This is a genomic window from Dyadobacter endophyticus (assembly GCF_014641595.1).
GTDB classification, from domain to species: Bacteria; Bacteroidota; Bacteroidia; order Cytophagales; family Spirosomataceae; genus Dyadobacter; species Dyadobacter endophyticus.
This window is the reverse complement of the sequence record NZ_BMIA01000001.1, coordinates 2,752,685-2,766,763: the sequence shown is the minus strand read 5'-3', so window position 1 is coordinate 2,766,763 and position 14,079 is coordinate 2,752,685. Positions and strand designations below refer to the sequence as shown.

General features: G+C 49.0%; 15 protein-coding genes. 5 read left to right on the top strand and 10 right to left on the bottom strand.

All coding sequences use genetic code 11. From position 1 onward, the window contains the following. Position 1: 1 nt before the first annotated feature. The 4 genes from IEY24_RS11090 to IEY24_RS11075 all read right to left on the bottom strand — a co-directional run bounded on the left by IEY24_RS11090 (position 2) and on the right by IEY24_RS11075 (position 2,948). A complete protein-coding gene (locus IEY24_RS11090; protein WP_188931636.1) occupies positions 2-487 on the bottom strand; it encodes an anti-sigma factor in 486 nt (161 codons plus the stop codon). Then, entirely contained in the window at positions 484-1,089 is a 606-nt protein-coding gene (locus tag IEY24_RS11085) for an RNA polymerase sigma factor (RefSeq protein WP_188931634.1), read from the bottom strand. Before IEY24_RS11085 ends, IEY24_RS11090 begins: the two co-directional genes overlap by 4 nt. A gap of 101 nt (positions 1,090-1,190) precedes the next feature. Then, entirely contained in the window at positions 1,191-1,907 is a 717-nt protein-coding gene (locus tag IEY24_RS11080; protein WP_188931632.1) for a LytR/AlgR family response regulator transcription factor, read from the bottom strand. A 6-nt stretch (positions 1,908-1,913) separates the two neighbouring features. Then, positions 1,914-2,948: a sensor histidine kinase gene (locus tag IEY24_RS11075; RefSeq protein WP_229221907.1), complete on the bottom strand. Its 1,035-nt coding sequence runs from the start codon at positions 2,946-2,948 to the stop codon at positions 1,914-1,916. A 201-nt stretch (positions 2,949-3,149) separates the two neighbouring features. Between IEY24_RS11075 and IEY24_RS11070 the strand changes: the two genes are divergently transcribed. Further along, the gene (locus tag IEY24_RS11070; protein WP_188931628.1) at positions 3,150-3,914 is read left to right on the top strand and encodes an ABC transporter ATP-binding protein; all 765 of its coding nucleotides are present in this window, start codon (positions 3,150-3,152) and stop codon (positions 3,912-3,914) included. After that, positions 3,911-4,681 (top strand): ABC transporter permease, encoded by a 771-nt coding sequence (locus tag IEY24_RS11065; protein ID WP_188931625.1) that lies wholly within the window; start codon positions 3,911-3,913, stop codon positions 4,679-4,681. The genes IEY24_RS11070 and IEY24_RS11065 overlap by 4 nt, the downstream gene beginning before the upstream one ends. A 216-nt stretch (positions 4,682-4,897) precedes the next feature. On the opposite strand, the gene IEY24_RS11060 is transcribed toward IEY24_RS11065, so the two are convergent. The 3 genes from IEY24_RS11060 to IEY24_RS11050 form a co-directional block, all read right to left on the bottom strand. After that, positions 4,898-6,484: a DUF4394 domain-containing protein gene (locus tag IEY24_RS11060; RefSeq protein WP_188931624.1), complete on the bottom strand. Its 1,587-nt coding sequence runs from the start codon at positions 6,482-6,484 to the stop codon at positions 4,898-4,900. Between the two features lie 282 nt (positions 6,485-6,766). Further along, positions 6,767-7,558 (bottom strand): ferritin-like domain-containing protein, encoded by a 792-nt coding sequence (locus IEY24_RS11055; protein ID WP_188931622.1) that lies wholly within the window; start codon positions 7,556-7,558, stop codon positions 6,767-6,769. A gap of 29 nt (positions 7,559-7,587) precedes the next feature. Further along, entirely contained in the window at positions 7,588-8,301 is a 714-nt protein-coding gene (locus IEY24_RS11050; RefSeq protein ID WP_188931620.1) for a ferritin-like domain-containing protein, read from the bottom strand. A gap of 336 nt (positions 8,302-8,637) precedes the next feature. Here IEY24_RS11050 and IEY24_RS11045 point away from each other — a divergent pair, with 336 nt between their 5' ends. After that, positions 8,638-9,192, top strand: coding sequence for a fasciclin domain-containing protein (locus tag IEY24_RS11045; protein WP_188931618.1), 555 nt, complete (start codon positions 8,638-8,640; stop codon positions 9,190-9,192). A gap of 50 nt (positions 9,193-9,242) precedes the next feature. On the opposite strand, the gene IEY24_RS11040 is transcribed toward IEY24_RS11045, so the two are convergent. Continuing rightward, positions 9,243-9,596, bottom strand: coding sequence for a winged helix-turn-helix transcriptional regulator (locus IEY24_RS11040; RefSeq protein ID WP_188931616.1), 354 nt, complete (start codon positions 9,594-9,596; stop codon positions 9,243-9,245). A gap of 105 nt (positions 9,597-9,701) precedes the next feature. Here IEY24_RS11040 and IEY24_RS11035 point away from each other — a divergent pair, with 105 nt between their 5' ends. Together IEY24_RS11035 and IEY24_RS11030 are read left to right on the top strand one after the other, a co-directional pair. Then, entirely contained in the window at positions 9,702-10,457 is a 756-nt protein-coding gene (locus IEY24_RS11035) for an SDR family NAD(P)-dependent oxidoreductase (protein WP_188931614.1), read from the top strand. Positions 10,458-10,494: 37 nt separating this feature from the next. Next, positions 10,495-11,265, top strand: coding sequence for an SDR family oxidoreductase (locus IEY24_RS11030; RefSeq protein WP_188931612.1), 771 nt, complete (start codon positions 10,495-10,497; stop codon positions 11,263-11,265). Between the two features lie 54 nt (positions 11,266-11,319). On the opposite strand, the gene IEY24_RS11025 is transcribed toward IEY24_RS11030, so the two are convergent. Together IEY24_RS11025 and IEY24_RS11020 are read right to left on the bottom strand one after the other, a co-directional pair. Continuing rightward, entirely contained in the window at positions 11,320-12,207 is an 888-nt protein-coding gene (locus IEY24_RS11025) for a DUF1735 domain-containing protein (protein ID WP_188931611.1), read from the bottom strand. 25 nt (positions 12,208-12,232) lie between these two features. Next, complete coding sequence (locus tag IEY24_RS11020; protein WP_188931610.1) at positions 12,233-14,071, bottom strand: RagB/SusD family nutrient uptake outer membrane protein; 1,839 nt, start codon at positions 14,069-14,071, stop codon at positions 12,233-12,235. Between the last annotated feature and the right edge of the window lie 8 nt (positions 14,072-14,079).

Here is a 14,079-nt window from a genome sequence, read left to right as displayed (position 1 = left end):
ATTAGACCGCCGCATCCGGATATTGTTGCAAATGTCCCGAGCCGGCGAGCTGCCGGATTTTGAGAATGTACTCCCTTCGCAGATTTGTCGTCAGGAAAGAAAATAGCAAACCGCAGGTCAGCAGAAAGCCACAGATGATCGCGCTGTTGTTGGATGGTATTTTACTTAGCAGTCCGGCATTGAGATACCAGAATAGGCCGGTGCCGGCTACCATGCCGATCGCAGATATGCAAATAACGAATACCAATTCATTTGCTTTTCTGGCCCTTTTCGCCGGAAGCTTGGCCAATACTAGTGGCGCAAGCTCAAAATCAAAGACTTCCGCCGTGGGCGAAGACAGGTTTCGCGCTATTTCCCGGTAGAATTTGACATAAGCGGAACATTGAGGACAATGCTCGATATGGCTCGTTAAGGTATGAGCGATCCTTGATTCGCCCAAAGCATATTGCTGGATTTCAGTATCCGATAAATGGCCCTCTTTTTTCATAAACCTTTGTTATAAATGGCTTGTAACTGCTCTCTCAACATTTTTCGTGCTCTGAAAAGGTAGCTTTTGACTGTCCCCTCCGGCAAGGCGACGATCTGTGCGATCTCCGAGTAGCTCAGCTCCTGATGATGGTAAAGGGTGACCAGTAATTTGTAGATCGCAGGAAGCCTTTCGATCTCTAATTGAAGCAGGCCGTTGAATTCGGCACCCATCAGGTTCTCTTCGAGATCGCCAGGGTCTGCGAATTCGGGTCGGTTAGCCTGGTTTTCACCGTCGTTTTCAATTGGTATTTCATAGTAGTTTGCGGTAGCCAGTGTTTTGTTTTTTTCAAGTTGATTAACGCAAGTATTATAAGCGATTCGTGCGATCCAGGTCGAGAGCTTTGACTGAAAACGAAAGCTGCCGAGCTTTTGAAAGACTTTCAGGTAAATGTCCTGAGCAATATCGGCACGCTCCTCCCGGTTAGAAATCATCCTAAACAAAATCTGCCCGACAAGTCCTTCTGTGTTCTTAATGATGATGCCGAAGGCCCTGGTGTTGCCACCGAGCACTCTTTCTACCAATATGCGGTCGGTCGGACTGTGGGGTTCTTTCTGATCCATTGCTACTGATTGGACAGCGATGGCTTAAAAAAGTTGCAAAAACAGCATGACTACTACCTGGCCGGCACGCCAAATGGTCGTTAGAATCGCCGTGCAAAGTTCTATTGGAAACGTATGCGTTCATTAACTCCGTCGCGGTAAAACTCGCCAATGGGTATTTCCGTCTTTTCGATCAGTATCCGCCCTCGTTCAATCGTCTCGATTTTTGTAATGGAAACAATAAATGACCGGTGTACTCTCAGGAATTGCTCCGCAGGTAATTTTTCAAGGAGAGTGGCCATTGAAAGCTGCGTGGCAATTTTATGCTGTTTTGTGATAATCAACACATGATCCTTCCTGGCTTCGATAAAAAGGATATCCGTAAAGTCGATGCGCACGGTCTTTGTGCCTGATTTAATAAACATAGGCCCCGCGGATGCATTTGTCCTGTTTTCAAGTGCAGGACTTACAGCTGCCTTTGCAGATACGAGCGACTGGACTTTTTGAACAGCTGTCAGAAACCGCGGAAATGGTATAGGTTTGAGCAGGTAATCCACTGCATTGAGTTCAAATGCATCGACAGCAAATTGTGGATAGGCTGTGGTCAGGATTACCGCCGGAGGGGCTTTAAGGGTTTGCAGCAATTGCAAACCGGTAAGGCCGGGCATTTCAATATCCAGAAAGATCACATCGACCGTATTTCTAGATAAAAAATCAAGCGCTTCCAACGGCGTCGAACATAGTTTCGCCAATTGCAAGAAAGGTGCCCTTTCAATATAGCTTTCCATTACTTCCAGGGCCAGCCGTTCATCGTCCACCACCAGGCAACGGATCTTCATATCGTGTCAGTTTAAAGTCAAAGTGAGGGTAGCTTGAAAACCTAGGGCGCTATTTTCAACCTGAAAGAAATATTTGTCGGGGTACAGGTGCAAAAGCCGTCTTTGAAGATTTGCCAGGCCGATCCCGCCCGGTTCATAACCACCAGGCTGCTGAATTCCGTTAACCGTGACCAGCGTTAAGCGGTTTTCGGCCACCTTGACAGAAATAGAAGCAAATTCAGTCCCGTGTTTAAACATATTTTCGATCAAGGGCATCACCAGGAACGGCGCTATTACACACTCGTTTACATTTCCCTCGACCGTAAGATCAATGCGGAAGTCGAGGGGAAGGCGCAATTTCTGTAATTCGATGAAATTCTCGATCATCTCTACCTCTTTTGAAAGCGCTACGCGTTCTTCATTAGTTTCATATAAAGCATAGCGCATCAGCTGTGAAAGATGCATAATGCCGTCGGGCGTGCCGGGTGCCTGCCTGATCGCGAGCGCGTACAGGGAGTTGAGTGTGTTGAAAAGAAAGTGGGGATTGAGTTGGGAGCGAAGGAATGCAAGTTCAGTTTTTAGTTGAAGATTTTCCATATCCCGTGTTTTTTGCTGAAAAGTAAACCAGTCAACGGCAAATCGGGTCAGGCACGCCAGCAGCGCCATTAACAGCAACTCGAAAAACCTAAGCACAAATTGATCCCCGTACGACAATGGGAAAGCTACCAACGTCGACCCCAGCGACCAGCCACGCAGCCCATGATAAAGCGGAATGAAGATGCCAACCAAAGAGGCAGCGAGCAGAAGATTAATTAGTAAAAACCAGGTAAGTTTCTTTTCCCCAAGTAACGAAGGAATGAGAAAGTTATAATTGGAATAAAAGATAATCGCCTGGGCAAAAATGTAGATGCCCGGATAGCCCACCAGGAAATCGAGGCCCTGCAAATGATTGATGTAAAGCACAAACATCAAGTACACCAGCCAGACCACAGCATGGACCCAGACAGGCAAACGAGCAGGAAATGGCCGGTAAAACAAGTCTTGTAGTCGGATATGCATCATCCGGGTAATTTACAAAATTACAACATTGCCTTTTCTGTTTTTCCCTCAGACAGGCAATTCCAAAGGCCAGACACCATTTATAGCTCCCTCAAACCGATGATGGTTATAAATCCATTTTTGGCGGCCAGGGATTCCGGGTCTACGGATTACGGTTTGTCATACAGCAAACAGCAGTTTCTTTTGACAAAAAATCAAACAGCTATGAGTGCCTATATAATCCAGACCGACCGGCTAGCTTATGCTTACGGTGAGCGACAGGTCCTTCAAAATATTAGCCTGCAAGTTCCCGCGGGATCTATTTTTGGATTCCTGGGACCAAATGGTTCCGGTAAAACGACAACGATCCGTTTGTTACTTGGCTTGATCCAAACCGGCAAACAGCGCATAACCTTGTTTGGCCAGGATATCAACGGTAACCGGCTGTCGATACTGCGCAGGGTAGGTGCCTTGATTGAAATACCGACCCTTTATCCGCATCTTACCGGGCAGCAGAATCTGGAAATCGCCAGGCTTGCACGCAATGCAGATCGTGACCAGGTAGGCAAAGTACTGCGCATGGTAGGATTGACCGACGATGCCTCTTTAAAAGTGAAAGGGTACTCGCTGGGCATGCGCCAGCGGTTGGGCATTGCGCTGGCCTTGCTTGGCGATCCTGATTTACTGATCCTGGATGAGCCAACCAACGGACTGGATCCGGCCGGGATTCGCGAAATCCGCAGCTTGCTCATTGAATTGAGCCAGGAGCACGGTAAAACGATTTTTGTATCGAGCCATTTGTTGAGCGAAATGGAGAAAATGGTGACCGATGTCGCGATCATCCATAACGGCCATCTATTATTTCAAGGGCCGATAGGAGGGCTGTATCAAGCATACCAATTGCGGATCGGTGCAGTTCCAAACTTGCACGGGCATTCGGCTGTAACCCTGGAAGATATATTTCTGAACCTTACTAACGCTTCAATATGAATAGTTTTAGTTATTTATCCCGCAGCGTGGCTATGGAGAAAATCAAGATCAAAAACACGCTGGTGCCATGGCTTGCGCTTTTTGCGCCCTTATTTGTAGTGACGGTCGCCTTCGTAGCCGCATATGCGGACGGGGACCGATTTTACGGGCCCGATATCAATCCCTGGGACAATTTCTCAGGGCATATTTTGGTAGGCTGGGCGCTGTTTGTTTTCCCCATTTACGTTTCACTTCAATCTGCGCTGTATAGCGCCATGGAGCATCAGAACCGCGCTTTCGCCTATTTATACAGTCTGCCGGTGCCGAAATGGAGTATTTATGCGGGGAAGTTGTTGATCCTTACGGGGCTTATCTCGCTGAGCCACATCGCATTGTACGGCTTTTCCGAGATGGCCGGATGGTTGCTGGGTATTCTTAAACCCCGCTACGGGTTCCAGTCATATTCTATGCACGAAGTGTTATCAAAAGCAAGTTTACTGATGTTTCTGGCCGGCGGGGGGATGATTGTTATTCAGCTATACATCAGTATGGAATTTGCAAGCTTTATCGTGCCGGCAGGCCTCGGGCTTTTCGCCGCGATGGCAGGCGCCATTTCACGTGGCTTTGCAATCAGCAAAGCGTCGCCGTACCTGTGGCCCATTGGTTTTCTGAACAATTCACTGCAAATGGCCGATTGGCAATACTCGTATTTATGGATCGGTCTGGCGGTTTATGTTTCCGGTGCATTGGCGAGCATCGTGCTGATCAGCCGAAAGGATATTGTTTGACATGAAATGTTTGAACGATTAGCAGCATTTTTACCATCAGATGCGGTTATTCAACCGGGGGATGATATAGCTAACCCTGGTCATGATGATTGAGTCACTTCCCGTGCCGTCCAGACATTATCTATTAGTTTCTAATCCATCATCAATGCGGTCGTTCTTTCGTGAAAAAGCACCCTCCGGTCAAACCGGAAGGTGCTTTTTCCAAAAGCTTGAAATTTATAACCCGAACCCAATGGCAAGCCCTTTTACTGGTCCGCTGAACGGGAACTTGTGCGTGGTCGCGCCGGTAGTCAGATCGACTGTATAAAAGCCGGTGTTGAGTCCCACTGTGAAGATGGCGTAACCTTTGCCGGAGATATTACCGATGTCGAAACCGAGGCCGGAACTTACATCGATGCCCAGCGCTTTCGGGTCGGCCATCACACCGTTGTTGGGCGGTGTCTGTAAGTATAATGTATTCGATTGGCTGTCGATGTCGAAGAGCATCGTGGTAGTGGTGCCCGGGTAGCTGTTGGTATAGGCAACGCCGGTAATGAAGGGAATCGGGCCTGCCATACCGATTTTGAGGGGTTGATCTACGGCTGTAACCCCGTCGCTTACGTTAATGCGAAGATTCTGTCCATTGTCGCTTACAACACGCAGGCGGTCGGCCACTGGATTGAAATCGACGCCGAAATAAGTTCCGCTGAGCATTACCGGGGTGTTGTCGGCCAGTTTCAGGCTTGCCAGCTCGGTCGCAGCTCCGCTTCCAAGGTCGATGCCGTAGATTTTGCTGTTGCTGCCGAGTGCGTACAGCCTGCCGTTAGCCGGGCGGATATCTATGCCTTGCAAGGTGACGCCTGGGATGGTTGGGATCGACTTAGTGCCGTAATCCATGCCGTTTTCAGGGTTGAAAATTTTCAGCATACCACTGTCGGTCAAAGCATAGGCGACAGGGAGCGGGGGGATAGCAATGCCGATAACATTCGTATTAGTAGGGAAATTGCCCAGTTTTTGAAGTTTGCCGGTAGCCAAATCGACAAAATCAAGCTCCCATTTGTCGTCGAATTTGACAGAGACAATTGGGTAAATATCAGAAGGAGTTATGTCGGGGGAGATATCGAATCCGCCTACTTCCTGGATGTTCAGGCCGAGTGGACCTACCGGTACTAAACCGCCGGGATTGGGAGGGTTTTGTATGTACAACATGTCTGTCGAAGGGTCGATGTCGTAAAGCGTCGTGCCCGCGCCCGCAGGAGCGGCGGTAACGCCCGCGCGACTGTTGGTGTAGGCCACCGCGCCGATCATCGGATTGGCATAACCATTCAATGGAGAGTCGCCCGGAACAATTGCACCCGTTTCAGGATGCAGGCGCAGATTCTGAGTCGAGTTGGTCACCACCCGGATGCGGTCGACGGTGGGGTTGAAGTCAAAACCGATATGACCGTTCAAAGTAGCGGCAATCGGAGCTGAGCCAATGCGGGTAGCCTTTCCTTCCTGGTCACCGGATTTAATATTCACCTGATAAAGGTTATTCATCGAACCGATCGCGTAAAGCTGTCCCGTGGCCGGGCGGAAATCGATGCCTTTCAGCATATCACCCTGTTCAAGACCGGTTACGGCAAAAGTGCGTAATGGCACGGCGGTGTTTCGGATGTTGATCTCATGCAACTGGTTGTTATCCGACAATGCGTAGAAGACCCTGTCGGGGAGTGACGGCCCGGAAGGCGGCACGCGGTGATCCTCGCAGGAATACATGGAGAACGAGAGAATGAAGCTAAGGGCGGCAACCACCGGCCTCAGGCGAAAGTTGAGTAATTTCATAGGAACGTGATTGAGTTATGTAGTTTGATAACCCACTTACGTCGCCAGCCGGTCTTTGGATTTATTGGTTATGTTAAATTTCGATTTATCCTAATTGTCTTGATGAATGTTAAAAGCGGGATGCTATGACTGAACAACAGATAACGCCCTGCGGATATTGATTTGAATGTTGACGGGACGTTGGGCTTTGCCGATGGAAATTGGATTATGAACAAAAAAATCCGTTGTACCTGTGACAACGGATTTTAAACTGCGATCAATTCGCTTTACTATACAACTCAATCAACCTTTTATGAATGGACCGGCAATAGCTAATACCGCATCCTTTGTCAACGGCTCGTCGAACGCTTCTGTAACAGCAGCGTCCGTTTTAGAAGCCAAACCTTTAATGTTCACCCCACCCTGGGTCATATTGTCTTCCCCGGCATAAATAGCCGGTACGGCTCCTTCTTTGCCTGTAATCCAGCCCTTCATGGCGGGCATTCCTAATAGCGTGGCCGCGAGTCTGCGGGCGACAGCCGCGTGGCGCGCCTCCACCGAGTGAACCTGTAATGCATATTCCAGAATCTGCGGGTCGGCGATCAAAACTCCGGCCTGGCCTTTGTAGGCCCGTACACCCGTATCTTCCAGCGCGCTTGAAACCGTCACAAAGGTGTTGTAGTTACTGAATACGTCGGCGAATGCCCCTTTATAGGTAAAATCAAACATGGGTTTGGCAATAGCTTTCGCGCCAAGCGCTTTCACCAGAAAGGCGACGTGCTGCGACTCGTGTTTGCCGATCTGCATAAATATCGATTTATCCGATGCAGGGATCAAATTCGCTGCCGCCAGGCCTCCTTTGTAGAATTCGTCTTCCAGATATTCAAGTGTTAATGCATAATTAAGCACATCGATAGCCGCTGCCGACTGTGCAAATGCTTTATTTACAATCGCTGCAAATGCCGTTGGAATTGCGGCGGAAGCCAGCTTACTTCCGACCTTGCTCATGAAGTGGCGGCGCGATGCATATTCGAGTCTCCCCACGGCATCGCCGTCAATTTGCTGAAACTGATCTATAATTTTGAAAATATTCATTGTGTCTGATCCGGTTAGTGTGAATACGATTATTTACCTACGTTAGCACCATTAATTGTGTCTTTAACGTAGCCCTTGACTGCCGCAAGAATGTCAGCAGGCGCAACGGCCTTGTCCATGCCATTCAAATCGATGATGTCGTCACCGGCAAAATCGGCAGACTTGGGGTTGATCAGGTCACGGATAACTGCCGCGTGGCGTGCTTCAACGGAGACAATCTTTCCGGCCAACAGCAGGTAATTCGGGTCTTTAATCAGTTTTCCCGCGCCGTTGTATGCAGCTACGCCAGTATCTTCGAACAATTTGGCTGCACCCAGAACTGCTGTTCTGCTGCCAAAGTCGATTCCGTCGAAATTGGGAGTCAATCCTTTGATAGCGTTACCTGCCAATGCTGCCTTGAAAAATTCCCGGTGAACAATCTCGTGGTCACGGATCTCGGTTAGGATCGTCTTCTCCGCGTCGGTCATACCCGAAAAAGGCGAGTCTATCACCTTTGCGTAAAATGCCGCTTCAAGTTGTTCCAGTGCGTACGCATAATTGAGCACGCCGATATCCCCGGAGCCGAGGTCTACGGCGTCACTCATGCCAGGAATCTGGTGATCTTCCTTGGTACAGCCCGTTACAATCAACATAGTACCAAATGCTGTGGTCAGTCCCGCCGAACTTAAAAACAAACGTCTGTTGACCAGTGATGCCCCTTCTTCGTCTACTTCGTAGGAGCCGTACTTCTTGTTTGTGTGCATAATCTAGATCAGTAAAAGTTTAAGAGCTTGTTTCCCTTTCATTTTGAATGAGTTTCGGGGAGACATACGCCTCTTTTTTTACTTAAGATCAAGGCGTGAAAAAAAATATTTTCCCTGGAAATCTATGTTTAATCCAATCATCGATATACGTTTTCGACGTATATCGACCAATTTTGTGTGACTTAAAGTACTGTAAATTAAATAGTTAATAGTATTGTATTTGAAATTTGATGAAAATAAGTGGGTAAACTGATCCAATCACCTGGCAGCCCGCGTAGATTGGTCGTGTTGATCGATCACACACACTTGTTTTTCACTATCAAGATAACTTACACTATGAAAAAGCTACATTTTTTGACGGCACTCACCACATTGCTTTTTATCGGTACTTATTCGTTTGCGCAAGAGAAATCCGTAACCGTCGGGGGGGCACCTATGTACCCATCCAAAAACATTATCGAGAATGCAGTCAATTCCAAGGATCACACTACACTGGTAGCAGCCGTGAAAGCCGCGGGTTTGGTAGAAACCTTATCGGGCCCGGGGCCATTCACTGTATTTGCGCCGACCAACATGGCGTTTGATAAATTGCCGAAAGGAACGGTTGACATGTTGGTAAAACCAGAAAACAAAGAAATGCTGACAGGCATTTTGACCTACCACGTGGTAGCGGGCAACATGAGCGCCGCCGATCTGATGAAAGCTATCAAGGATGGAGACGGCAAAGCAATGTTGAAAACTGTGGGAGGCGGAGAGCTTACTGCCATGCAGAAGGGTAAGAAAATCGTGCTGACCGACGCCAAAGGAAACAAAGCGATGGTCACCATTGCTGATGTTTTTCAGTCTAATGGGGTAATTCACGTAATTGATACAGTGCTGATGCCCAAGTGAGGTGGCTCGGGTTGAGCGTAGCGAAGCCGGTAGGAGAATTTCCTGCCGGCTTATCCTCCGATGATCTTTTTGCGATGCTCCATACCCCAATCGGTCAGGTTATTGATGATGGTCTTTAACGTAAGACCGTGCTCCGTCAATTCGTATTGGACAGTCACGGGTTGGGTGTCGAGCACCGTCCGTTTTACCAGCTGGTTGATTTCCAGCTCTTTTAATTCCTTGCTGAGCATCCTGTTGGAAATACCATCCACATCGTTGAGGATGTCGGAAAACCGCCGTTTATTATAATAGCAAATGGATGAAATGATCGAAACCTTCCACTTGCCGCTGAGCACGTCCATCGAATCCTGGACAGCCATCATTTCCTTTTTATGCTTATCGATCTGACGTGGTTCGCACTCCATATGTTACTTTGTTACCTGGATGTTACTGTTACTTTTCGACACAAAGTTACGAAAAGTAACTAACGTGACCTAGCTTTGTAATCCAAACTTAAATGGATTGAAAAAGTGAACAGATTAGCAAACAAAGTGGCCTTGGTGACCGGCGCATCCAAAGGCATAGGCGCGGCGATCGCCAAACAATTCGCAGCAGAGGGCGCAAAAGTAGTGGTGAATTACGCATCCAGTAAGGAAGATGCCGACAAGGTGGTGCAAGCCATTACCGAAAATGGAGGCAGGGCCATCTCTGTAAAAGGTGACGTATCAAAAGAAGACGATGTCGTGCGCATGTTCGAGGAGACGAAACATGCATTTGGCTCGCTGGATATTCTGGTCAATAATGCGGGGATTTACCAGTACGAGCCGATCGAACAGGTATCGGCCGGGACCTTCCATCAACAGTTCAATATCAATGTATTCGGCTCCATTCTTGCCATCCAGGAGTCGTTGAAACTGTTCGGCGATGCTGGCGGCAATATCATCAATATCAGCTCCGAAGCAGGCCGCACGCCACTCCCGACCGGATCGGTGTACTCGGCCACCAAGGCTGCGCTGGATGCTATTACGATTTCATTATCCAAGGAATTCAGCGGCAAAAACATACGAATCAACTCCATTCTGCCCGGCGTGGTAGAAACCGAAGGCGCACGCAGCGCAGGCTTCATCGGTAGCGATTTTGAAAAAAAACTCATCGACACCACGCCGCTTGGCCGCACGGGACAGCCCGACGACATCGCCAAAGTAGCCGTGTTCCTCGCATCTGACGACGCAGCCTGGATTACCGGCGAAAAAATCTCCGTTTCGGGCGGTATTTACGGGCTGTAAATGCTCCCAAACTCGCTATTGATTTAATACAAAACACATGGACAAGCTAAAAAACAAAGTGGCCGTCATTACCGGCGGCAATAGTGGTATCGGCTTTGGTATCGCGGAAGCATTCAAAAATGAGGGTGCAACAGGTGCCATCACCGGACGAAACCAGACGACATTGAACCGCTCCGTCCAGGCATTGGGCAACGGATTTGTCGGTATACAGGGCGACGTTACCAGCCAGGATGATTTGGAAAATATCTTTCAAAAAACATCTGAAACATTCGGCAAGATCGATGTGCTGGTCGTGAATGCAGGCGGTGTGGTGGACGGCATGCCGATGGGCCCGATCAGCGATGTGACCGAGGAAGGCTACGATCGGTATATGGATTTAAACCTTAAAAGCGCCTATTTCACCGTTCAAAAGTCGCTGCCGTACCTGAACGATGGAGCGTCGGTCATCCTGATCGGATCGAGCGCCGCCCACCGCGCCGCGCCGGGCATGGCGATTTACAGTGCCGCCAAAGCGGCCATTATCTCGCTTGCGAAAGGCCTGTCGCTGGATTTGCTGGCCAGAAACATCCGGGTCAACACCCTTTCACCGGGCTCGATCGATACGCCTGTATTCGGCAAACTGGTTCCCGAAGCGCGTTTGGAGCAGGTAAAGCAGGCATGGATCGACATTATTCCAATCGGCAAACAAGGTCTTCCGTCCGACATTGGAAAGGCGGCGGTGTTCCTGGCCTCGACTGACTCGGCTTTTATTGTGGGAACGGAAATTCTCGCGGACGGTGGCATGACGAATATCAGTATGATGAAATGAGTAGTCGAGGATTCAGACTATTGTGCTGATTAATGGCCTGATGCGATCTGCCGGTTAATCCTGAATCTTAACAGGGATAAAAATCGTCGACCGGGCGGGATCGATGCCATATTTCGAAACCGATGTAATTTTAAGCGGCAGCATGTATTCGCCATTGGCAACTTTGCCTTTCAGCAGGTAATAGGACAATGCCTGCTCGTCGTTCAGACTTGCGATCACAAAACTGCTTTCGTCAAGCTTATATGCCTCAGCGGGCAGGAGTTTGTGGGTTGTACCATTGGCGAGGTTGTAGGCCGCTAAGGCAGCCTCGCTTATTTCGACTTTATATCGCAAGTCTGTTTTGTTATGATAATTGGTTTGAAGAAAAGCGTAAAACCTTGATTCAGAAGGCGAATTTGCCAAGCTGACGGTCGAGGCATCGGGAGCAAGGCCTGCTGTTTTAAAATGAATGTAAGGACTCAGTATTTTGGGAACGACCAGGGAATAAAGCTGACTTTCCGCAGCAGGTTTAATCGTATTGGACGAAAGTCGGAAAGGTACGGCATACAGCAGTTTGGTTTCAGCCTGCAATGCTTCGATTCCGGCAGCATTAAATTCTATTTCAAAAGGGACGCTGTAATCTGATTTTCCCAGGGAAATGAGCGGTGTCTTAACCTTGTAGAGCTCATCCGGTAGTAGCGTATAGGTATCACCGTATTTGTCTAGGACCGACTTGTCGACACTGAGCGTAACCTCACCGCCCGTTTGTCCGGCCCCGCTTTTGATGACCCGAAGCTGGTAGGTGGAGTTTTCCCATTTGAATACTTTTTGCACATTTTCACCAAAATCGTTGAGCGAGACCTTGTCTTCGGCCATGTTATTCATGCGGCGATCTTCACAGGCTGATGCGACAATGGCGAGCAGGCAGATCAGGAGTAGTGACAGGCTGTTTGTGTTGTTCATACGTGTAGGTCGGCTGTTCATGTGGCTACCATCCATAATTTTGTGTGAAGTTTTTCATTTCGTTCAACTGCTCCTGGTTAATAGGGAAGAAGTAATGTTTCTTTTCAAAGACCCTGGTGCCGGGAAATAATGTCGAGGAGCGCTTCCACGAATCGTCATAGTTGGTCGCAGCAACGTTTCTGGTATAATTGGGACCAACAAATTCCTTCTCTGCAATAAGCCATGTGCGGGCGTCGTGGTAGCGGTGCGATTCGAAGGCCATTTCTACCATGCGCTCTTTGCGGATCAACTCCCGCAGTAGCGACTGGTTCCCGATTACCTCCGGATATGCTACCTGTAAATTGTTCAATCCGCTCCGGTTTCTGACCTTATTGATGTAAAGCAAGGCATCCGCTTCATTCCGCTGCGGTTTTTCATTGCAGGCCTCGGCATAGCTGAGGTAGATCTCCGCCAACCTGAACATAGGCCAGCAGAATTGTCCCCATTGTCCGTTTTCGGTATTGTTATTCGGGTCACTCATTCTCCTGAACAGGTAGCCTGCCTTCACGCAATCTCCCGAAGCCTGGTAACCCGAAGTGCCGCCGGTATGAAATGTAACGACCTTGTCGCCGGCCCCGCGATTGTACCAGTTGAACCCATTGGCAAGAATGGAAGCATAAAAACGCGCATCGCGGCCGACCGTGCTGTTGTGCGCCCTGACGGGTTTCCAGTTGTCGACCGGATGGATGTAGCCGGGCGTAAAGCCTTCTTCGCGATAACCCGCTTTCGGATCTATGACCGGATAGCCATTCGCATCGTAACCCGTCACCGGATAGCGCCCGCTGGCCGCCATTGGATAAGTATCGACCAATTTGAGAGACGGCGAATATCCACCGTAACCCTCTTTGACCACTCTTGGCGGGTTGGCCCTCACGACCCATGCATTCGCGGCACCGAGCCAACGGCCCCAAATCACTTCCGAATTCCAGAATTTGAAAAATATACCCTGGTAAGATTTGATCGCCTTGCGCATGGGGTCTGTTTCGCTATTGTCCGTGTACAATGCGTACTGGTTCATGTCGATCAGCTCTTTCGCTGTTCGCGCGGCGGTTTCCCATTTTCCCGGATCGGCGTTTTCAGGAAAGATATGTTTACCTTCCTTGTTGACCATTCCTTTGAGAAACTCGGCGCCGTTAAAAAGCGGACGTGCGGCATAAAGCGTAGCACGGGTTTTGGCAGCGAGCACAGCCCCTTTCGTAACCCGTCCCGCCCAGGCGTCCTCGGTGATCGTTACGGGCAGGACGCTTATGCATTTGTCAAATTCCGACAAGATGAATGCGAAGTTTTCCTCGGTTGTGTGACGGTCCACCGACTCCGGCCGTATGGAAATATCGGGATCCTTGTCTCCCCAGATATATACGGGACCATATTTCCGCAGCAGGTTGAAGTACAGAAACGCGCGGATAAAACGGGCTTCGGCCTTCATTACTTCCTTTTCGGCAGGGCCAATCTCCACGTTCTTATCGACATTATTCATGAAGATTGTTGCCTGGTTAATACCGGTGTAGCTATTTTTCCAGGTTACATAAGACGACGTGGTAGGTCCCCATGAGCCGTTGTTCATATTGAGCCACGACACGCCCGACAACCAGGAGAACATGCCTTCGTCCGATCTGGGAACGACGGAGGCTTCGCCGCCAACCATGTCGGAGTCATCGGGCAAAAAGCTGTAAACCTGAGCAAGATAAGCCTCAGTAGTAGCCCTTTTATTGAAAGTTTCTTCGAGTGTAAGCGCATTCTTCAACTCTACCGAGAGGTAGTCGCTGCAAGACGTGAAGGCGATCACACTTAATAACAGGACAAATATGATGGAAAAGTTTCTCATGTTGGTGG